Here is a 19,616-nt window from a genome sequence, read left to right as displayed (position 1 = left end):
CGTCGGGGGAGGTCGTCGGGGGAGGCACGCAGGAGCCTCACCCAGTCGTATCACCGGCCGCCCGGGCCCGGCGGGCGCCGCCCCCGCGGCGGGGGGGGCGGCCCCCGCGGGCGGGGGGGCCCCTTCCGCGTGTCCGGGCCGCGGCGCCGTCGCCGCCCCCGCCGCGGGGGTCTACTCGTACGCGGCGAAGTCCGCGATGGCCGAGAAGCCGAGCCCGTAGGCGCTCATCCCGCGCCCGTACGCGCCCAGGTGGACGCCGCTGCTCGTCGAGCCCGCCAGCACCCAGCCGAACTCCGACTCGCGGTAGTGGAAGGTGGTCGGCTCCCCGTCGACCGGCAGCGAGAGGGTGGACCAGTCCTCGCCGCCGAGGTCGTCGGCGAGCTCCCAGGCGGCCTCGGTCTGCTGGTCGAGCCAGTCGTCTCGCAGCGTGTGGTCCATCTGCCCCGGCCAGCTGTACGCCAGCAGCCCGGAGCCGGCCAGCCAGGCGGCCGAGGAGACCGAAGTGGCCTCCAGGACGCCGGTGCCGTCGCCGCTGCGGCGCAGCGGGTTGCTCGCGACGGTGACGACCACCGCGAAGCGCTCCTTCTCGCCGGTGGCGATCTCGCCGCGCGCCGAAGGCTCGTCGCCGTGGCCGGTGGAGCCGTGCTCCACCGTTCCGTCGGCGGCGGTAGCGACCTGCATGAGCCAGCGGGGGCCCGTGAAGGCCCCGTCCAGCCCGTACCAGGGGAAGTCGGCCCTCAGGTAGCCGTCAGCCGTGCGGCGGGCCGCCGGGACGGGCGCACCCGCCTCCGGTGGCTGCGCCTCGCCGACCTGGGGGTTCTGTTCGTCCTGAGCGGGTGCGGGTGCCTCGGCGGTCTGCGCACCTACCCGGCTGCTGCTCGTCGTCTCCATCTGGCGGCCTTTCGTTCCGTGGGGTCCGGAACGGCCGACCCCCCTCGGGCGTCCTGGGTCCGGACAGATGGAGGATAGCCATCCGACCCCGGATCGCCGGGCAGGCTGGGGCTCAGGTGGCGTCGGCGTCGAAGCGCGCCCGCTGGTCGGCGGCCGGGGCGGCGGGCTTCTTGAGCAGGTCCGCGCCGATGCCGGCGGGCGCGACGGCGTCGGCCGGGGCGGCGTCCGCCTCCTTGCTGTTGACGGCGTCGGTGACGTCGTTCAGCTCCTTGCGGAGATCGAAACCGGTGCGGATCTCCTTGAGGTCCTCGTTCTCGCTCAGCTGCTTGCGGATGAACGTCTTCGGATTCAGGTCCTCGAACTCGAAGTCCTTGAATTCGGGGCCGAGTTCGGAGCGGATGTCCTGCTTCGCACTGTCCGAGAACGCGCGGATCTTCCGGATGACGCCCGTGACGTCCTGAATGACCTTGGGGAGCTTCTCCGGGCCGAAGATGAGGATGGCGAGCACCACGATCGTGACCAGTTCGAGTGCGCCTATGTCGTTGAACACCTTGCCGCTCCTCGGCTCTCTTCACATCGGGCCCGGACACACGGTACCCGGCGATCCCCGGGCGGCCATACCCGCGTACCTGCCCCGGATCGGTTTCACCCGGACGTCATGCCCCGCTCACGAGCCGTTCGCCGATCCGAGGACCACCTCCAGGGTGCGTTCGCGGCCCGCGCGCAGCACCGTGAGGGTCAGCGGATCGCCCGGCCGGTGGGCCCGGATCTTGATGATCAGCTCGTCACTGCCCCGGACACGCTGCCCGTCCACCTTGGTGATCACGTCTCCGGCCTTGATCCCGGCGCGGGCGGCCGGCCCGTCGGCGACCACGGACGGCTTGCCGTCCGCGCTCTCGTCCCCGACCCGGGCCCCGTCGCCCGTGTACTGCATGTCGAGGGTGACGCCGATGACGGGGTGGGTGGCCCGGCCGGTGCGGATGAGCTCCTCGGCGACCCGTTTGCCCTGGTTGACGGGGATCGCGAAGCCGAGTCCGATCGAGCCGCCCTGCCGGGCGCCGTCGCCGCCGTCCTCGCCCTTGTCGGCGCCCTTGATCGCGCTGTTGATGCCGATCACGTGGCCCCGGGAGTCGAGGAGGGGGCCGCCGGAGTTGCCCGGGTTGATCGGGGCGTCGGTCTGGAGCGCGTCGACGTAGCTGATGTCGCTGCCGTCCCCCTTGTCGCCGCCCGCCGTGACGGGTCGGCCGGTGGCGCTGATGATGCCGGCGGTGACGGTGTTGGACAGGTCGAACGGGGCGCCGATGGCCACCACCGGGTCGCCCACGCGGACGTTCTCGGAGTTCCCGAGGGTGAGCGGGCGGAGCCCCCGCACCCCGCTGACCTTGACGACGGCGAGGTCGTAGCCGGAGTCGCGGCCCACCAGCTCGGCGGTGACGCTCTCGCCGGTACTGAACGTGACCGCTATCTCCTTCGCGTCGGCGACGACGTGGTGGTTGGTGAGGATGTGGCCCTGGGGGTCCAGTACGAAGCCCGTGCCCGTGCCGCTGCCGGAGGCGCCCCGCACGTGCAGGGTGACCACCCCGGGCAGCGCGGCGGCCGCGATCCCGGCCACGCTCCCGGGTGCCCGGCCCGGGTCGGCGACGCCGGCTTGGGGCAGCTCCAGCCGGGTGCCCGCCTCGCGCTCCGCGAGCACGCCGAGGTAGCCACCGGTCCCGCCGGCCAGCAGGGCGCTGCCCGCGCAGAGCGCGGCGGCCTGCCAGAGGCGGATGCCGGCCCGCCCGCGGCCCCGGTCGACGACCTGGAGCGGCTGCTCGCCCCACGGGTCGTACCGGACCCCGCCGGTCTGCGCGTACGGCTGCTCGGGCGCCTGCCCGGTGATCCGCCCGTACGCCTGCTCGTACGTCCGCTCGTGCTCGGGGCCGGGATCCGCCTCGTGGCGCGGCTCGCGGTCGGGGACCGGGTCCCGGGGCTCGCCGCCGCCGTCGGGCCGGGGGGACGGCACCCCGTCCCGGCGGGCGTCCGCCGGGCCCTGGGGCCGGCTCCACCACGACGGAGCCGGATCGGTCTGCTGCCTGTCGGCCATGGGCGCTCCCCGCCTGCGTGTGCGCGTGTGCCGCAGATTCAACCAGGTCCCGGCTCAGCGCAGCAGGGAGACCGGGCGGGCCGGGCCCGTCGGGGAGGGGTGAAGCGGGGGAAGCGGGTTCGACCGGGTCGACAGCAGGGAGGGGACCGCGGCGGGCGTGGGCAGCCGGTCGCGGCCGATCGCGTCGGCCGCGGGCACGGCCGAGCCCGGTCGGGAGGCGGGGGCCGGCGCGTACTCGCCCCGCGCGTTCGGCTCCACCGTCTCCAGCGGCAGCGCACCGCCCAGCGCGAGCGCGGCCAGCGACACCGCTCCGGCCGCGACGAAGGCGAAGCGGCGCCGGGGACGGCCCACCTCGTGGATCCGGAAGCCCTCCTGGCGCTGCCCGCCTGCGATGGGCAGGGCGTACCCGAACGACGCGAAGGGGTCGGCTCCCGCGCCGCCGTGCGGGCCCGTCGGGCCCTGCGGACCCGTGGAGCCGGGCGGGCCGTCGAGGCCGCCGCCGGGCAGCCCCTGGAGTCTCGCCAGGAGGCCGGCGGACAGCGGTGGCGGCGCGCTCTCCACGAACATGGTCTTCAGCCGGCGCTGCGCGTCGGCCTCGGCCTTGCACTTGGCGCAGGTGGCCAGGTGCGCCAGGACCCGCTCGCGCGCGTCGTGCTTCAACTCCCCGTCCACCAGGGCGGCGAGGCGGTCGCCCAGGTGCTGTTCCGCGGGGGACGGACTGACTCCGCTCACTCGGCTCCGCCCTCTCCCCCGACGCCGGGCGCGCCCACCGCCGCCCCCGCCAGCGCGCGCTGCTCCGCGCGGGCCTCGGGGGACCGGTGCTTGAGCGCCTTGCGCAGGTGCGAGCGGCCGCGGTGGATCCGGCTGCGCACGGTACCGAGCTTCACGCCGAGGGTGGCGGCGATCTCCTCGTAGGAGAGGCCCTCGATGTCGCACAGCACCACGGCCGCGCGGAACTCGGGCGCGAGGGTGTCCAGCGCCTGCTGGACGTCCGCGTCGAAGTGGGTGTCGTGCAGGACCTGCTGCGGGGACGGCTCACGGCTCGGCAGCCGCTCGGCGGCGTCGTCGGCGAGGGCGTCGAAGCGGATCCGCTGCTTGCGGCGGACCATGTCCAGGAAGAGGTTCGTGGTGATCCGGTGCAGCCAGCCCTCGAAGGTGCCGGGGGTGTACGTGGACAGGGAGCGGAAGACACGGACGAAGACTTCCTGGGTGAGGTCCTCGGCGTCGTGCTGGTTGCCCGTCAGGCGGTAGGCGAGGCGGTACACCCGCGCGCTGTGCGTGCTGACGATCTCCTCCCACGAGGGAGGGGTCCACGCCTGCGAGCCCGCATCGGCGGCGAAGGTCGCGGTGGTTGCGGTGTCGGCGGTGTGGAAGCGGTCAGCAGTGTCGGTCACGGATTTCGGCTCACCCGCCGACCAGAAGAGGCGTCTGAACACGCCCCCACGATCCACAGGCGCAGCCGCACCTCCCCTGTCGGCTCTGGTGGTGTCCAGTGGAGTCCCTACCATAGCCACCCCCTCCGTCAGCTCCGGATAAGCGTTTTTGCAGTAACTTTGCACGACCGGGTCCCCGACCGGGCACCGGACGCCCTTCCCCTCTCAACGCCCGGTCCCATCTGCGGGTTCCCGACGTCAACGGATACAGTCACCGTTGCGCCAACTATGGGGACAGGAGAGGGTCATTACCGGCAACCGGCAGACGAGCTGGGCGTTCGCCGACGCGTTTGTCGCCGAGGACGACGCTCTGCGATGGGCCCGCGACCGGTCCAGGGAAGCGGGCCTGCGCTCCGTCTCCCCCGGCACCGGGGCCGCGCTGCGCCTGCTGGCCGCCACCGCGGACGCCAAGGCGGTCGCCGAGATCGGTACCGGAACCGGCGTCTCCGGCATCCACCTCCTGCACGGGATGCGTCCCGACGGGGTCCTGACCACGGTCGATCCCGAACAGGACCGCCAGGCCTTCGCCCGCCAGGCCTTCCGCGCCGCGGGCTTCGCCGGCAACCGCGCCCGCTTCATCCCGGGCCGGGCGCTCGACGTGCTCCCCCGGCTCGCCGACGGCGGGTACGACCTCGTCTTCTGCGACGGGGACCCGTCCGAGTCCCTCGACTACCTCGCCGAATCGTTGCGCCTGCTGCGTCCCGGCGGGCTGGTGTGCTTCGAGGGCGTCTTCTCCGACGGCCGCACGGTCGACTCCGCGGCCCAGCCGGTCGAGGTGCTGCGGGTACGCGAGCTGCTGCGCAGCGTCCGGGAGAGCCCGGCCCTGGAGGCCGCGCTGCTCCCGGTGGGCGACGGCCTTCTCTGCGCCGTACGCCGCTGAGCGCCGAGCGGGCAGCGGACGGGCGGGCAGACAGCGCTGCCCCGACCGCTGAGAGCGGTCGGGGCAGCGCGGAGAACTCAGAAGGTGGAGTGCGATCAGCGGGTTAGCCGACAACCTTCTTCAGGGCGTCACCCAGGGCGTCCGCCTCGTCGGGGGTCAGCTCGACGACAAGCCGACCGCCGCCCTCGAGCGGTACGCGCATGACGATGCCCCGCCCCTCCTTGGTGACCTCGAGCGGGCCGTCGCCCGTCCGCGGCTTCATGGCCGCCATGCTCGTTCCCCTTCCTGAAACCAGCTCATCGTCAGCCGACGGCCCCGTTCAGGCGCCTAATACCCGGCATCGAACACATTGCTTCCCGGCCATTATCCCGCATGTCAGGACCCGATGACCAACATCGGCTGTGAACGCTTCGGCAACGCGCTCGACCAAAACCACTCATTTCGGGGACCCGCCTGCGATACTGCGCCGCTGCCCCGCCGGAACGGCTTCCGCTTTCTTTGACGCACATCACATGTGCGGGCCCCGTCCGGTCCGCCATGCTGACCTTGCACCGGGCGGTACCGACCGGTAGCCAAGCCCGCGACGAAGGGGGACCCCCGCCATGGCCGACAGTGTGCTCTACGAAGTGACCGACGGACTCGCGACCATCACGATCAACCGTCCGGACGCCATGAACGCCATGAACACCGAGGCGAAGGTCGCGCTCCGCGACGCCGTCCTGGCGGCCGCCGACGACACCTCCGTACGGGCCGTCCTGCTCACCGCGGCGGGCAACCGCGCCTTCTGCGTCGGGCAGGACCTCAAGGAGCACATCGGCAACCTCGCGGCCGACCGCGAGACCGGTTCCTCGCTGACGATGAGCACGGTGTCCGAGCACTACAACCCGATCGTCCGGGCCCTGACGGAGATGCCCAAGCCCGTCGTGGCCGGGGTGAACGGCGTCGCCGCCGGGGCCGGCTTCGGCTTCGCGCTGGCGGCGGACTTCCGGGTCGTCGCCGACACCGCGTCCTTCACCACCTCGTTCGCCGGGGTGGCGCTCACCGCCGACTCGGGGGTCTCGTGGACCCTCCCGCGCCTGATCGGCGCCTCGCGCGCCTCGGACCTGCTGCTCTTCCCGCGTTCGGTCAAGGCGCAGGAGGCGTACGACCTGGGCATCGCCAACCGCCTGGTCCCCTCCGACTCCCTGCACGCCGAGGCCGAGGCCGTCGCCCGCGCGCTGGCCGCCGGACCGACGGTCGCGTACGCCGCGCTCAAGGAGTCCCTCGCGTACGGGGCCTCCCACTCGCTCGCGCGGGCGCTGGAGCGCGAGGACGCCCTCCAGACCCGCGCCGGGGCCTCCGAGGACCACGGCATCGCCGTCCGCGCCTTCCTCGCGAAGGAGCCCCCGCGGTACCTGGGCCGCTGACCCGCGCCGGCGCGGTCCCCGCGCGGCGCCCGCGGCCCGGCCGGCTCAGTCCGGGTCGCGGGAGACGCAGGCGACGAGGTGGTCGTTGACCAGCCCGCAGGCCTGCATCAGGGCGTAGGCCGTGGTGGGGCCGACGAAGCGGATGCCCGCCTTCTTCAACGCCTTGGCGAGGGCCGCGGACTCTTCGGTCACCGCCGGGACCTGGTCGGTCGTGTGCGGCGCCCGGGCGGGCTCCTCAGGGGCGTGGGACCAGATCAGGGTGTCCAGCTCCCCCGGCTCCCATCCGGCCAGCACCCGGGCGTTGGCCAGGGTCGCCTCGATCTTGGCACGGTTGCGGATGATCCCCGCGTCGGCGAGCAGCCGCTCGACGTCGCGCTCGTCGAACTCCGCCACCTCCGCGATCCTGAACGCGGAGAACGCCGTACGGAAACCCTCCCGCCGGCGCAGGATCGTCAGCCAGGACAGCCCGGACTGGAAGGCCTCCAGGCACAGCCGCTCGTACAGGGCGTCGTCACCGTGGACCGGACGGCCCCATTCCGTGTCGTGGTAGGCGGTGTAGTCCTCCGTCGACAGGGCCCACGGGCAGCGCGGCAGCCCGTCCGCGCCCGCGACCGGGCCGGTCATCCCTCACCGCGCTTGACGAGGTCGACGTGGCCGTCCGCCGCGTCGCCGTCCCCGTCCGCCGGGGCCTGTGCGGGCGCGGCCTCCCGCGGGCCCGCCCCGGGGGCCGCGTCCGGGCCGGCCCCGGTCAGCTGCGCGATGCGGGCGTCCCGCTCGGCCAGCTCCGCCGCCAGCCGCTCCAGGACGTCGTCCACCTCGGCCATCCGGTAGCCGCGCGGCGCGACCGGCAGCCGCAGCGCGTCGATGTCCGCCCGTACGACGGGCCGGGTCTCCGGCAGCGCGTCGGCCACCCGGTCCGGCTCCGCTTCCGGCAGGACGGCCTCCGAGCCGCCGCCGACCACCGCGAGGGTGACCGCTGCCACGACCACGACCAGCGCGATCATCAAGAAGAAGAACACGATCAACTCCCCTGAGAGACTCCGGCCACCAGGTTAAGGTCGCAGGCGAGGCGCAAGGGCCGCCGAAGGAGGAAAGAGCAGGATGCTGCGACTGGGCAGGCGCGAGTTCGACACCCACGAGCCGGTGATCATGGCCATCGTGAACCGGACGCCGGACTCCTTCTACGACCAGGGCGCGACGTTCCGCGACGAGCCGGCGCTGGACCGGGTCGAGCAGGCGGTGGCCGAGGGCGCCGCGATCATCGACATCGGCGGGGTCAAGGCGGGGCCGGGCGAGCACGTGGACGCGGCCGAGGAGGCCCGCCGCACGGTCGGCTTCGTGGCCGAGGTCCGCCGGCGCCACCCCGACGTGGTGATCAGCGTGGACACCTGGCGGCACGAGGTCGGCGAGGCGGTCTGCGAGGCCGGCGCCGACGTCCTGAACGACGCCTGGGGCGGGGTGGACCCCAAGCTCGCGGAGGTCGCCGCACGCTACGGCGCGGGCCTGGTCTGCACCCACGCGGGCGGGGTCGAGCCGCGCACCCGGCCGCACCGGATCGCGTACGAGGACGTCATGGAGGACATCCTGCGGGTCACCGTCGGCCTGGCGGAGCGGGCGGCGGCCCTCGGCGTCCGCCGCGACGCGATCATGATCGACCCGGGCCACGACTTCGGGAAGAACACCCGCCACTCCCTGGAGGCCACCCGCCGGCTGCCGGAGATGGCCGCCACGGGCTGGCCGGTCCTGGTCTCGCTGTCCAACAAGGACTTCGTCGGCGAGACCCTCGACAAGCCGGTCAAGGAGCGGCTGCTGGGCACCCTCGCCACGACGGCCGTCTCGGCCTGGCTGGGCGCGCAGGTCTACCGCGTCCACGAGGTCGCGGAGACCCGGCAGATCCTGGACATGGTGGCCTCGATCCGGGGCCACCGGCCGCCCGCCGTCGCCCGGCGCGGCCTGGCCTGAGCCACCGGCCCCCGGCGGTCGGCCGCCGGGGGCCCGCGCTGCTACGCGCCTACTTGCCGACTTCCTTCGTCACCAGCGCGATGGCCTCGTCCACGCTGTCCGTGACGTGGAACAGGTACAGGTCCTTCTCCGAGGCCTTGCCCTGGGCGATCACCGTGTTCCGCAGCCATTCGATCAGCCCGCTCCAGTACTCCGTGCCGAACAGCACGATCGGGAAGCGGGTGATCTTCTGGGTCTGGACCAGGGTGAGGGCCTCGAAGAGCTCGTCCAGGGTGCCGAGGCCGCCCGGGAGGACGACGAAGCCCTGGCTGTACTTCACGAACATCGTCTTGCGGACGAAGAAGTACCGGAAGTTCAGGCCCAGGTCGACGTGCTGGTTGAGGCCCTGCTCGAAGGGGAGCTCGATGCCGAGGCCGACCGAGATGCCGTTGCCCTCGCGGGCTCCCTTGTTGGCCGCCTCCATCGCTCCCGGACCGCCGCCGGTGATCACGGCGAAGCCGGCGTCGACGAGCGCCCGTCCGATCCGTACGCCCGCCTCGTACTCCGGCGAGCCCGCCGGGGTGCGGGCCGAGCCGAAGACGCTGATCGCGGGCGGCAGCTCGGCGAGCGTGCCGAAGCCCTCGATGAACTCCGACTGGATGCGCAGGACCCGCCAGGGATCGGTGTGCACCCACTCGGAGGGCCCCGCCGAATCCAGCAGCCGCTGGTCCGTGGTACTGCCCGCCTGCACCTGGCTCCGCCTCCTCAGCACCGGCCCGAGCTGCTGCTCCTCGGGCCGACGACGAGCGTCCCCGTCGGGATTGGCGCGGTTGCCCATGATGTGCTCCCTCCTGCTGATCGTTGGATCAGGGTAGGCGCACGAAGGTGGCGAGAAGCGGAATTCAGGAGGTCAGCCAGGCGCGGAGTCGCTCCTCGCAGTGCAGGATCGCCTTCGTCTCGACGCGCTCGTCCACCTTGTGGGCCAGCAGGGCGTCACCCGGGCCGTAGTTGACCGCCGGGACGCCCAGGGCGCTGAACCGGGAGACGTCGGTCCAGCCGAACTTCGGCATGGCGCGCCCGCCGACCGCGGCCATGAACGCCGCGGCGGCCGGATGCGAGAGGCCGGGGAGGGCGCCGCCGGAGGAGTCGTCGACGACGAACTCGGCGATGTCGCAGTCCGCGAAGACCTCGCGGACGTGGGCCAGTGCCTCGTCCTCGCTGCGGTCGGGGGCGTAGCGGAAGTTGACCGTCACCGTGCATGCGTCGGGGATGACGTTGTTGGCGACGCCGCCCTCGATCCGGACCGCGTTGAGGCCCTCGCGGTATTCCAGGCCGTCGATGACGGGCCGGCGGGGCTCGTACGCGGCCAGCCTGGCCAGGATCGGGCCCGCGGTGTGGATGGCGTTGGAGCCCATCCAGCCGCGCGCGGAGTGGGCGCGCTCGCCGGCCGTGCGCAGCAGCACCCGCAGAGTGCCCTGGCAGCCGCCCTCGACCTCGGCGTTCGACGGTTCCAGCAGCACGGCGAAGTCGCCGGTGAGCCAGTCGGGGTGGGCCTCGGCGACCTTGCCCAGGCCGTTGCGGTCGGAGGCGACCTCCTCCTGGTCGTAGAAGACGAAGGTGAGGTCGCGGTTGGGTTCGGGCACGGTCGCCGCGATGCGCAGTTGTACGGCGACTCCGGACTTCATGTCGGTCGTGCCGCAACCCCACAGGACGTCGTTCTCGTCGAGACGGGACGGGACGTTGTCGGCGATCGGCACGGTGTCGAGGTGGCCGGCGAGGACGACGCGCTCGGCCCGGCCCAGGTGCGTACGGGCCACGACGTTGTTGCCGAAGCGGTCCACGCTGAGGTGCGGCAGGGCGCGCAGCGCGTCTTCCACGAGGTCGGCGAGGACCTTCTCGTCGCCGCTCACGGACGGGATGTCGACGAGCCGGGCGGTCAGCTCGGCGGCGTCCAGGGTGAGGTCCAGCTCGGATTCGGACATGCTCCTGACCCTAACGCCCCGGGCCGGGAGGGGGCCCGGTACGTCCGGCCGCTGGACGCGCCATATGCCTCAAGTACGGTGGGCCGCGTGTCCGAGACCCGTCATCCCCGTTCCCGTCGCCGCAGGCCGCTGCGCGCGGCCGTCGGCCTGCTCGTCCTGATGGCGGTGGCCGGCTATTTCGTCGTCCAACGCGCCTCGAACGGCGGCGGTGCCCCGTACTGCACGGCGAGCGCGGCCGTCGGGGCGGGGGCCGGGTCCGACGGCGCCCGGCAGTCCTACGAGATGACCACGGAGCAGGCGGCGAACGCGGCGACGATAGCGGCCGTCGGGATCGCCAAGGGGCTGCCGGACCGCGCGGTGACCATCGCGCTGGCGACGGCCATGCAGGAGTCCTCGCTGCGCAACATCGACCACGGCGACCGGGACTCGCTGGGCCTGTTCCAGCAGCGGCCCTCGCAGGGCTGGGGCACCCCGGAGCAGATCATGGACCCGGTCTACTCGGCCGGGATCTTCTACGACCACCTCGTCGACGTCCCGGGGTACTCGCGGCTCCCGCTGACCGTGGCCGCCCAGAAGGTGCAGCGCAGCGGCTATCCGCAGGCGTACGCGAAGCACGAGCCGGACGCGTCGGTCCTGACGGCGGCCTTCGGCGAGAGCGGGTCGCTCTCCTGCTCCGGCCCGGCCCCGGCGCCCGGCGACCCGGCGAAGGTGCGCACGGAGCTGGCGCGAGCCTTCGGCAAGGACGCCCTGGCCGGCGAACCGGACGGGGAGTCCGGCGCGGCCGAGGTCAGTGTCCGGCCGAAGCAGGGAGAGGGGCCGGGCGCGGCCCGGCGCGGCCGGGCCATGGCGCACTGGGCGGTGGCCCGGGCGCAGGAGCTTGGCATCGCCCGGGTCTCGTACGGGGGTCAGGGCTGGATCGGCGGGCAGGCCAGGGGGCAGTGGCGGCCCGGGGCCGCCGGCGGCGGGACGACCGCCGGCGCGGCCGAGGCGCCCGGGAACGAGATCCGGATCGTCATAGCCCGCTGATCCCGCCCGGCCGGGCGGGGGCGCTCGGCGGGTGGTTCGACCGCACGTACGGGACGTCACTCCTGCGGGGGTCGCCCGGTTGGCCGCTCGCGGGGGTCGCTCCGGGACGGAAGGCCTGGTGGGCGGGGGTGCCGTGGACTTGTCGCGGAAGCCGATTAAACGATGCGTTACCGATCCTTTACCTACTGCCTCCGCAACTCCTCCCACCCCGTGAGCGGTTGTACACGGCGTACTCAGCCGCTACCGCTTAGGAGCAACATGTCCCTCCCCCTGACCCGTCGGATCGCCCGTGCCGCGCTGCTCCTGGCAGCCGGGACAGCGCCCGTGGTCGGTGCGGCCGGCGTGGCCGGCGCCGCGGGCCTGGACGCCCCCGACACCACGGCCGCGACCGCCGTGGCGACGGACGCCGCGGCCACCGCCGTCGAGGCCGTTCCGGCCTCCGACCTGGCCGGCACCGCGGGTGGCCTGCTCGGCGGGCTGCCCGCCACGCAGGACCTGCCCGCCACGCAGGACCTGCCCGCCACGCAGGACCTGCCCGCCACGCAGGACCTGCCCGCCGCCGGGAACCTGCCGACCGGCGGTCTGCCGCTGGCCGGGGGCCTGCCGGGCGGCCTGCCCGGCGGCCTGGCGGGCTGACGGCCGCCGCGACGAAACCGAAGGGGCCGGGAGCACGAACTCCCGGCCCCTTCGGGCTGTTCGAAGCCGCACCCGAGGAGACGGCCTAGCCGAGGCGCTTGACCGCCGCTTCGACGCGCTCGTCGGTGGCGGTGAAGGCGACGCGCACGAACCGGGCCCCCGCCTCGCCGTAGAAGTCGCCCGGCGCGACCAGGATGCCCAGGCCCGCCAGGTGGCCGACCGTGTCCCAGCAGGGCTCGTCCCGGGTCACCCACAGGTACAGGCTCGCCTCGCTGTGCTCGACCCGGAAGCCGTGCGCCTCCAGCGCCGTGCGCAGCGCCGCACGGCGGGCGGCGTAGCGGACCCGCTGCTCCTCGACGTGCCGGTCGTCGCCGAGGGCGGCCGCGGTGGCCGCCTGGACGGGAGCGGGGGTCATCATGCCGCCGTGCTTGCGGATCTCCAGCAGCTCGCGCAGCACGTCCGCGTCACCGGCGACGAACGCCGCCCGGTAGCCCGCCAGATTGGACCGCTTGGAGAGGGAGTGGACGGCGACGACGCCCTCGTACGAGCCCCCGCACACCTCGTCGTCGAGGACCGAGACGGGTTCCGCCTCCCAGCCGAGCTCCAGGTAGCACTCGTCGCTGAAGAGCAGGATGCCGTGCTCGCGCGCCCAGGCCACGATCCGGATCAGCTCCTCCTTGGGGAGGACCTTCCCGGTCGGGTTGGACGGGGAGTTGAGCCACAGCAGCTTGACGCCCGCCGGGTCGAGCTCGGTGGGGTCGTCGTAGACCACGGCCTGCGCCCCGCACAGCCGCGCGCCGACCTCGTACGTCGGGTAGGCGAGCCGGGGGTAGGCGACCTTGTCGCCCGCGCCGAGGCCCAGCTGGGTCGGCAGCCACGCCACCAGCTCCTTGGAACCGACGACGGGCAGGACGTTGCGGTGCCCGGCGGCGCTCGCGCCCAGCCGTCCGCGCACCCAGCCCGTGATCGCGTCCCGCAGGGCGGCCGTACCCCACACCGTCGGGTAGCCCGGGGAGTCCGCGGCGCCGACCAGAGCCCGCTGGATCAGCTCCGGCACCGGGTCCACGGGGGTGCCGACCGACAGGTCGACGATGCCGTCCTCGTGGGCCGCCGCCGTCGCCCTGTACGGCTCCAGCTTGTCCCAGGGAAAGGCGGGAAGACGGTCGGATACTGCGGCCACGGGGTCTCTGCTCTCTCTGGATCGGGGTCGGTAAACGCCTCGGTCCCGTGCGGCGGACAGGCCGTACGGGACCGAGGGGCGCGTCTGCCGGGAAAGGTCAGTGCTCGCCGTTGATACCGGCGGGCAGCGCCGCGATGAAGGGGTGGTCGCGCTCGATCAGGCCGAGCTTGGAGGCACCACCGGGCGAACCGAGCTCGTCGAAGAACTCGACGTTCGCCTTGTAGTAGTCCTTCCACTCCTCCGGAGTGTCGTCCTCGTAGAAGATGGCCTCGACCGGGCAGACCGGCTCACACGCACCACAGTCGACGCACTCGTCCGGGTGGATGTACAAGGACCGCTGGCCCTCGTAGATGCAGTCGACGGGGCACTCTTCGATGCATGCCTTGTCCTTGACGTCGACACAAGGCTCCGCGATGACGTAGGTCACGCTCTCGTTCCTCCTCGGTAGGGCTGTCCATTCGCGCGGGAGCGCGGCGTCGTCGATGCCCGCACCTAGTATCTCCGTTCCCGGGCACGATCCGAACAGGAGGGGCGGACAGAGCTGTGGAAATCATTGCCGGAGGACTGCTGGAGATCAGGATTACACCGGCTGACGTGGGCGAACGGGTCTCCGTACGACGGGTGGAGCACGGGCCGGGCGGATCACCCGCGTTCACGGACACCCTCGGTGTTCTCACATCCTGGAACGAGGGTGTGCTGCTGATCACAAGAAGGGACGGCCAGGCCGTCCGCATCGCGGAATCGTCGCTGGTCGCGGGCAAGGTCGTGCCCCCGGCGCCGGCCCGCAGACGGGGGCCGGCAGCCTCCTTCGAGGAGCTGACGAGGGTCGCCGCACGGTCCTGGCAGCCCCTGGAGAGCGAACCCCTGGGCGAGTGGGTGCTGCGGGCTTCCGGCGGGTTCACCCGGCGCGCCAACTCCGTTCTGCCCCTCGGCGCACCGGGCATACCGCTCGACGACGCACTCGCGCGAGTGACCGACTGGTACGCGGAACGAGACCTTCCGGCCTACGTGCAGGCCGCCACGGGAGCCGCCGGCACCCAGGAGATGCTCTGCGCGGAGCTGGAACGGCGCGGTTGGGCGGCCGAGGTGTCCGCGGAGGTGCGGATCGGCGCGCTGGCGCCGGTGGGCGACGTGGACGCGCCGGCCGCCGGAGCCGTACGTCTGACCCGTGCCCCGGACGAGGAGTGGCTGGCGCGCTACGGCAAGGTCACCGACCCGGACCTGGCCCGGCGGATGCTGGTGGAGGGGCCGTCGGTGTGGTTCGCGGCGCTGCCCGGCGGCCGGGCCGTCGGCCGGTGCGTGGTGGACGGCCGGTGGGCCGGGTTCGCGGCCGTGACGGTGGATCCCGCGCACCGCCGGGAAGGTCTGGCGACGGCGGTCATGGCGGCGCTGGCGCGGCGCGCCCTGGACGAGGGCGCGTCGGCGGCCTGGCTCCAGGTGGAGACGGACAACACGGGGGCGCACGCCCTCTACGACGGGCTCGGTTTCGCCACGCACCACACCTACCACCACTACCGGGCGGCGAAGTGAGTACGGCGGACCGGCGCGGGCAGTTCGCCGCGGAGGCCCGGTCGGAGCGCCCGGACCTGGCGCTGCTGTGCCTGCTGATGGCGGCGGAGGCGGACCCGGAACTGGACGAGCAGGTCATGGATCGGGCCCAGATCGAGCTGGACCGGCTGGCGGGGATGCTGCCGTACGGGCTGCGCGGCGGCCGGGCCTGGGCCTCGGCGGTGACGGAGCTGCTGGGCGGGCGGCTCGGTTTCCACGGCACCCCGGCGGACTACGACCGGCTGTCGTCCTCGCTGCTGCACGAGGTGCTGCGGCGGCGGCGGGGACTGCCGATCCTGCTGTCGGTGGTGTGGCTGGAGGTCGCCCGGCGGGCGGGAGCGCCGGTGTACGGGCTGGGCCTGCCGGGGCACTTCGTGGTGGGCTTCGGAGATCCGGAGGAAGGCGTCGTGGTGGACCCCTTCGCGGGCGGCGCGTCCCTCGGCGCCGGACTCGCGGAGCCGGCGTCGGGGCCCCGCACCCCGGCGAGGACGCTGGACATCGTGCTGCGGATCCTGACCAACGTCCGGGCCTGGGCGTCGTCGCGACCCGAGCAGTCCTCGGTGGCCCTGTGGGCGCTGGACCTGTCGCTGCTGCTGCCCTCGCACCCCGCGTCGCTGCGGTACGAGCGGGCGCGGCTGCTGATCGAGCGGGGCGCCTTCCGGGAGGGCGCGACGGAGCTGGAGGCGTACGCGACGGTCGTGGACGCGGTGGACGCCGACTCCGCGGCCCGCATCCGAGGCGAGGCCGTCTCCGCCCGCGCCCTGCTCAACTGACGGGGTCCGCGCCCGCGGATACACCTACGGGCACGGCCCCCGCCCGGACTCGGAGTCCGGACGGGGGCCGCGCGCCGTGCGGGAGCCTCCGCGGCTCCGGGGGGGGCGGCGATCGGCGCCGGTCAGCCGGCGTCGGTGTCGACCACCACGGTGCGCTCGGCGGTCGTCTTGCCGCGCAGGGCCTTGGTGAGGGCGCCCGCGATGTCCTGCGGGGTGACCGCCGTCCTGGCACCCGTGCCCCGGGTGATCAGGATGCCGTCGAAGTGGTTCCCGTAGGTCTGCTTGAGCGCCTCCAGGTCGTACTTCTCGACGAGGTGGCCGTCGACGACCTGCATGCTGAGGATCTTGGGCAGGGACTTGGCCCCGAAGGCCATGGACTTCCCGCCCACCTTGACGACCGCGTTCGCGGACATCGCCGGTTCGGCGAACTCCTTCATCGCCCGGTCGAGTTCGGCCTGGTCGACGACCGGCGCCTTGGTGGTCACGGGCAGTTCGGTGACGGCGGCGGTTCCGGTGGCGACCGTGTCGCGGAAGGCCTGGATCACCTTGGCGACGGAGCCGTCCACGTCGAGCGTGGTACCCGGAGTGCCGGGGACGGCCACGGCCTTGCCGGTGTCGAACGTGATCGTGCCCTCGGTGACCGAGCCGGCCGTGCCCGCCAGTTCCTGGAGCGCGACCGCGAGCTTCTCCTCGTCGACCGGCATCACCGGGTCGGCCGCGCGCTCGTTGCCCAGCAGCGAGCCGATGACGGTCACCGGGTTGTAGTCGCTCCCGGTCGCGTTGCGGACGGTCGTCTGGCCGTCCAGGGTCAGACCGGCCTTCTCGGGCTTCAACTCGACCTGCTTGCCGCCGACGCTGAGCTGGAGCGGGGCGGTCGCGCGGGTGCCGAAGGCCGTCTGGAGCTTGGCCACGGCGTCGTCACGGCTGCCGCTGATGTCCACGCCGAGCACGGTGGTGCCCTTGGGTACGTCGGAGTGGTTCAGCAGCAGGCCGGCTCCGTAAGCCACGCCGATCAGCGCCACGAGCGCGCCGCCGAGCAGGGCCGCCTTGGAGCGGCCCTTCTTCTTGGCCGGGCGGGCCGGCTGGGCGGACTGCGCGGAGCGCGCCGCGGGCGCCGGTGCGGACTCCTGCCGCGGGGGCGCGGGGTGCCCGGCGCCCGGCGCGGGGACGCGCCCGGTCGCCGGCCCGGGACCCGCGGGACCGGGCCGGGCACCCGGGCGGGGGGCGGCCGGGACCGAGGGGTCCACGGCCGGGCCGGGCCAGCCGGGCGGCTCCGCGGAGCGGACGCCTGCGACGGGGCCCGCACCCGGACCCACCACGGGACCGGGGCCGAAGCCGGGGCCGGCCGTCGGACCGGAGGGGCCGCCGGCGTTCGGGTCCGGCAGGACGCCGAACGCCGTGGTGTCGGGGTCGGCGCCGCCCGGGGCGGGGAACGCCCCGGTGGTGGCGGGGTCGCCGGCGCCCTGGGCGCCGGCGTGGGCGGAGAAGCCCGGCGGCGGCCAACCGAGGCCGGGGCCGGTGGGGGCGGGAGCCATGGCGTCCTGGACCGGTCCCGGACCAGCCGGAGGCATCGGGCCGCGCGGCGGCGCGGAACCCGCACCGGGAGCCCCGGGCGCACCGCCGGGGCCGCCGGGGAAGGACCCGGCGGGCGCACCCGGACCACCGGGGAACGGACCGGCCTGCGGCGCAGTGGGCGCGCCCGGCATCCCGGCCGCACCGCCGGGGCCGCCGGGGAACGGCCCGGCCTGCGGTGAGGCGGGCGCACCCGGACCTCCGGGCGCACCGCCGGGGCCCCCCGGGAAGGGCCCGGCCTGCGGCGGGGTGGGCGCGCCGGGGAACGGCGCGATCGGCGGCGCGGGGTCCGGAGCCTGCGGCGGGGCGGCCGCCTTGCGGGGGGCGAACCAGTTGCTGGCCGACTCCTCGCCCTCGCCCTGGCCCGGGGCACGGGCCGGCTCGGGCTCGGCCTCGATCCGGGTCGGCCGGGGCCGCGGGGCGAGCGGGGGCTCGGGCGCCGGCTGCGGGGCCGGACCGGGTCGCGCCTGCGGACCGGCGGTCGTCGCCGTGCCGGAGGTGTCCCCCATGGCCTTGCGGACGACTACCGGCGGGATCGGCCGCGAACCCGGGATGTTGATCCGGATCCGCGTCGTCAGGGTGGTCTCGGTCTTGGGCCCGTCGGATTCGGGCGTGGACGGCTTCGAGGTCACAGAGTTCTCCTCCGGGGCGGTCGCCGCGGCGTCCGTGGACGGAGACCGGCCGATTCCGTACGGCGGCGTACCCGAGGGGTAAGCGGCTCCACCGTGCCCCTGGGGCCCGGAGGACGAACTGTCAGTTTCACGACTCAAGGCAGGTTCTCCCGGTTGGCTCCGCCGCCCGTCATACCGTGCGCGGGCAGCTCGGCGGCCCGTCCACCATACTGGCCGCCGCCCGCGCGCAACTGACCGCGGGGAATCCGCGGTTCCCCGGACCCCCCGCCGAGCCCCCGCCGCGCGCCCTCGCGCCCCCGCCGGAACGCCCGGGGCAGACCCCCGCTACGGAGTCCGACGCCACGTCACTTGGCGGGCCGCGCGGCCGAAACCGGCCGTTCCTGCGGGCCGCGCAGCGTGGCACACATCACAGCCAGCACGGTTCCACCCAAAAGGTATGCGTACATGCCGATTCCGGACGAACCGAGGAGGAAGTCCCCCTCGGGGCGCGGAACGCTGAGCATCACGTAGGCGAGGAACCAGCCCGCCGCGGCCGCGCCCACCCCGAGCCCGGTGCCCAGCGCGATCCGACCCCCCAGGAAGAGCCCGAGGAGCGCCGGCAGCGCGAGCAGCAGCCCGGCCGGGAACCACAGGTCCACCACCAGCCAGCCGGCCGCTCCGGTGAGGGCGCCGAGCACCAACAGGCCCAGGCAGGCGGCGATCCGGGCCGGGGTCGCCGTCCCGCTCACGCGTCCACCCCCGCGAAGAGGTCGTGCTCGCGCTCGCCCGCCGGGACGCCGGGACGGCCCTCGGCGAGCTCGTAGTACTCGCGGGCGAACAGCGGTTGGGCCAGGTCGTTGGAGAGGGCGAAGAAGGGCCCGTCCACGGCGATCTGGGTGGCGTGTGCGCGCATCGCGGCGGCCTTGGCCGCCACGAAGGGCTCCGCGTCGATCTCGGCCGTGATCCGCTCGTCGGCGACGACTCCCGGTACGTCCTCGGGCGAGGCGAGCCCCGGGAACGGTGGCTTCCCCCCGGCGGTGCGCAGCGCGGCGAAGCCGTCCTCGACCACCGAGCGGGGGACGCGGTTCCAGTAGATCTTCCCGATCGTGTGCGGGGCGCCGAGGTCGCGCCGGTAGGCGCCCTCGGAGGCCAGTTCCGCGGCGCGCATGGCGACGCGGTGCGCCTGGATGTGGTCCGGGTGACCGTACCCGCCGTTCGGGTCGTAGGTGACGAGCACCTGGGGGCGCACCTCGCGGATCACGTCCACCAGGTACGCGGCCGCCTCGTCCACGTCGGCCGCCCAGAAGGCCTCCGGGCGGTCGTTCTGCGGGGCGCCCATCATCCCGGAGTCCCGGAAGCGGCCGGGGCCGCCGAGGAACCGGTGGTCGGTGACGCCCAGTTCACCCATGGCGGCCGCGAGCTCGCCGACCCGGTACGCGCCCAGGCCGTCGTCGCGGTCGGCCGCCAGGTGGGCGAGGGCGGCCGGGATGACCTCGCCCTCCTCGCCGAGGGTGCAGGTCACCAGGGTGACGTGGGCGCCCTCGGCCGCGTACTTGGCCATGGTGACGCCGTTGTTGATCGACTCGTCGTCCGGGTGCGCGTGCACGAGGAGCAGTCGGCGGGCGGGGAGACCGTTCATGGGGCCAAGCCTACG

Annotated in this window: 22 protein-coding genes; 7 read left to right on the top strand and 15 right to left on the bottom strand. The window is 74.0% G+C overall.

Annotated features, from left to right (window positions below; all coding sequences use genetic code 11):
- Positions 1 to 171 precede the first annotated feature (171 nt).
- The 5 genes from ACWFQ8_RS27295 to sigE all read right to left on the bottom strand — a co-directional run bounded on the left by ACWFQ8_RS27295 (position 172) and on the right by sigE (position 4,482).
- The gene (locus ACWFQ8_RS27295) at positions 172 to 891 is read right to left on the bottom strand and encodes a hypothetical protein (RefSeq protein WP_453788929.1); all 720 of its coding nucleotides are present in this window, start codon (positions 889 to 891) and stop codon (positions 172 to 174) included.
- 112 nt (positions 892 to 1,003) lie between these two features.
- Positions 1,004 to 1,441, bottom strand: a complete 438-nt coding sequence (locus ACWFQ8_RS27290) for a sec-independent translocase (RefSeq protein ID WP_453788928.1) — start codon at positions 1,439 to 1,441, stop codon at positions 1,004 to 1,006.
- A gap of 117 nt (positions 1,442 to 1,558) precedes the next feature.
- Entirely contained in the window at positions 1,559 to 2,974 is a 1,416-nt protein-coding gene (locus tag ACWFQ8_RS27285; protein WP_453788927.1) for a S1C family serine protease, read from the bottom strand.
- A 54-nt stretch (positions 2,975 to 3,028) separates the two neighbouring features.
- Positions 3,029 to 3,706 (bottom strand): zf-HC2 domain-containing protein, encoded by a 678-nt coding sequence (locus ACWFQ8_RS27280; RefSeq protein ID WP_453788926.1) that lies wholly within the window; start codon positions 3,704 to 3,706, stop codon positions 3,029 to 3,031.
- A complete protein-coding gene (gene sigE / locus ACWFQ8_RS27275) occupies positions 3,703 to 4,482 on the bottom strand; it encodes an RNA polymerase sigma factor SigE (RefSeq protein ID WP_453788925.1) in 780 nt (259 codons plus the stop codon). The genes ACWFQ8_RS27280 and sigE overlap by 4 nt, the downstream gene beginning before the upstream one ends.
- A gap of 142 nt (positions 4,483 to 4,624) precedes the next feature.
- Here sigE and ACWFQ8_RS27270 point away from each other — a divergent pair, with 142 nt between their 5' ends.
- A complete protein-coding gene (locus tag ACWFQ8_RS27270) occupies positions 4,625 to 5,287 on the top strand; it encodes an O-methyltransferase (RefSeq protein WP_453788924.1) in 663 nt (220 codons plus the stop codon).
- Positions 5,288 to 5,390: 103 nt separating this feature from the next.
- Here the strand turns inward: ACWFQ8_RS27270 and ACWFQ8_RS27265 are convergent, their stop codons facing one another.
- A complete protein-coding gene (locus tag ACWFQ8_RS27265) occupies positions 5,391 to 5,558 on the bottom strand; it encodes a DUF3117 domain-containing protein (RefSeq protein ID WP_003966491.1) in 168 nt (55 codons plus the stop codon).
- A 331-nt stretch (positions 5,559 to 5,889) separates the two neighbouring features.
- Between ACWFQ8_RS27265 and chcB the strand changes: the two genes are divergently transcribed.
- The gene (gene chcB, locus ACWFQ8_RS27260) at positions 5,890 to 6,693 is read left to right on the top strand and encodes a 2-cyclohexenylcarbonyl CoA isomerase (protein WP_453788923.1); all 804 of its coding nucleotides are present in this window, start codon (positions 5,890 to 5,892) and stop codon (positions 6,691 to 6,693) included.
- Between the two features lie 45 nt (positions 6,694 to 6,738).
- Here chcB and ACWFQ8_RS27255 read toward each other — a convergent pair whose 3' ends face one another.
- Positions 6,739 to 7,317, bottom strand: coding sequence for a DNA-3-methyladenine glycosylase I (locus tag ACWFQ8_RS27255; protein WP_453788922.1), 579 nt, complete (start codon positions 7,315 to 7,317; stop codon positions 6,739 to 6,741).
- Positions 7,314 to 7,718, bottom strand: coding sequence for a DivIVA domain-containing protein (locus ACWFQ8_RS27250; RefSeq protein ID WP_453788921.1), 405 nt, complete (start codon positions 7,716 to 7,718; stop codon positions 7,314 to 7,316). The genes ACWFQ8_RS27255 and ACWFQ8_RS27250 overlap by 4 nt, the downstream gene beginning before the upstream one ends.
- 76 nt (positions 7,719 to 7,794) lie before the next feature.
- On the opposite strand from ACWFQ8_RS27250, the gene folP reads away from it, so the two are divergent.
- Positions 7,795 to 8,655 (top strand): dihydropteroate synthase, encoded by an 861-nt coding sequence (folP, locus tag ACWFQ8_RS27245; RefSeq protein WP_453788920.1) that lies wholly within the window; start codon positions 7,795 to 7,797, stop codon positions 8,653 to 8,655.
- A 49-nt stretch (positions 8,656 to 8,704) separates the two neighbouring features.
- On the opposite strand, the gene ACWFQ8_RS27240 is transcribed toward folP, so the two are convergent.
- The gene (locus ACWFQ8_RS27240; RefSeq protein WP_453788919.1) at positions 8,705 to 9,472 is read right to left on the bottom strand and encodes an LOG family protein; all 768 of its coding nucleotides are present in this window, start codon (positions 9,470 to 9,472) and stop codon (positions 8,705 to 8,707) included.
- Positions 9,473 to 9,536: 64 nt separating this feature from the next.
- Positions 9,537 to 10,616 (bottom strand): succinyl-diaminopimelate desuccinylase, encoded by a 1,080-nt coding sequence (gene dapE / locus ACWFQ8_RS27235; RefSeq protein ID WP_453788918.1) that lies wholly within the window; start codon positions 10,614 to 10,616, stop codon positions 9,537 to 9,539.
- A gap of 87 nt (positions 10,617 to 10,703) precedes the next feature.
- Here dapE and ACWFQ8_RS27230 point away from each other — a divergent pair, with 87 nt between their 5' ends.
- Both ACWFQ8_RS27230 and ACWFQ8_RS27225 read left to right on the top strand, forming a co-directional pair.
- Entirely contained in the window at positions 10,704 to 11,642 is a 939-nt protein-coding gene (locus ACWFQ8_RS27230) for a hypothetical protein (protein ID WP_453788917.1), read from the top strand.
- Between the two features lie 258 nt (positions 11,643 to 11,900).
- Positions 11,901 to 12,278, top strand: a complete 378-nt coding sequence (locus ACWFQ8_RS27225) for an ATP-binding protein (protein WP_453788916.1) — start codon at positions 11,901 to 11,903, stop codon at positions 12,276 to 12,278.
- 85 nt (positions 12,279 to 12,363) lie between these two features.
- Here the strand turns inward: ACWFQ8_RS27225 and dapC are convergent, their stop codons facing one another.
- Together dapC and fdxA are read right to left on the bottom strand one after the other, a co-directional pair.
- Positions 12,364 to 13,458 (bottom strand): succinyldiaminopimelate transaminase, encoded by a 1,095-nt coding sequence (gene dapC, locus ACWFQ8_RS27220; protein ID WP_453788915.1) that lies wholly within the window; start codon positions 13,456 to 13,458, stop codon positions 12,364 to 12,366.
- 97 nt (positions 13,459 to 13,555) lie between these two features.
- Positions 13,556 to 13,885, bottom strand: coding sequence for a ferredoxin (gene fdxA, locus ACWFQ8_RS27215; protein ID WP_030713714.1), 330 nt, complete (start codon positions 13,883 to 13,885; stop codon positions 13,556 to 13,558).
- Between the two features lie 116 nt (positions 13,886 to 14,001).
- On the opposite strand from fdxA, the gene ACWFQ8_RS27210 reads away from it, so the two are divergent.
- The gene (locus tag ACWFQ8_RS27210) at positions 14,002 to 14,988 is read left to right on the top strand and encodes a GNAT family N-acetyltransferase (RefSeq protein WP_453788914.1); all 987 of its coding nucleotides are present in this window, start codon (positions 14,002 to 14,004) and stop codon (positions 14,986 to 14,988) included.
- The gene (locus ACWFQ8_RS27205; RefSeq protein ID WP_453788913.1) at positions 14,985 to 15,779 is read left to right on the top strand and encodes a transglutaminase-like domain-containing protein; all 795 of its coding nucleotides are present in this window, start codon (positions 14,985 to 14,987) and stop codon (positions 15,777 to 15,779) included. The genes ACWFQ8_RS27210 and ACWFQ8_RS27205 overlap by 4 nt, the downstream gene beginning before the upstream one ends.
- A gap of 122 nt (positions 15,780 to 15,901) precedes the next feature.
- On the opposite strand, the gene ACWFQ8_RS27200 is transcribed toward ACWFQ8_RS27205, so the two are convergent.
- The 3 genes from ACWFQ8_RS27200 to mshB form a co-directional block, all read right to left on the bottom strand.
- Positions 15,902 to 18,121 (bottom strand): hypothetical protein, encoded by a 2,220-nt coding sequence (locus tag ACWFQ8_RS27200; protein WP_453788912.1) that lies wholly within the window; start codon positions 18,119 to 18,121, stop codon positions 15,902 to 15,904.
- Positions 18,122 to 18,327: 206 nt separating this feature from the next.
- Positions 18,328 to 18,711 (bottom strand): DUF6113 family protein, encoded by a 384-nt coding sequence (locus ACWFQ8_RS27195; RefSeq protein WP_453788911.1) that lies wholly within the window; start codon positions 18,709 to 18,711, stop codon positions 18,328 to 18,330.
- Positions 18,708 to 19,601, bottom strand: coding sequence for an N-acetyl-1-D-myo-inositol-2-amino-2-deoxy-alpha-D-glucopyranoside deacetylase (gene mshB / locus ACWFQ8_RS27190; protein WP_453788910.1), 894 nt, complete (start codon positions 19,599 to 19,601; stop codon positions 18,708 to 18,710). Before mshB ends, ACWFQ8_RS27195 begins: the two co-directional genes overlap by 4 nt.
- Positions 19,602 to 19,616: the final 15 nt, after the last annotated feature.

The organism is Streptomyces sp. NPDC055254, assembly GCF_053606025.1.
The sequence above is the reverse complement of the archived record's forward strand: the minus strand, read 5'-3'. Positions and strand labels throughout refer to the sequence as shown.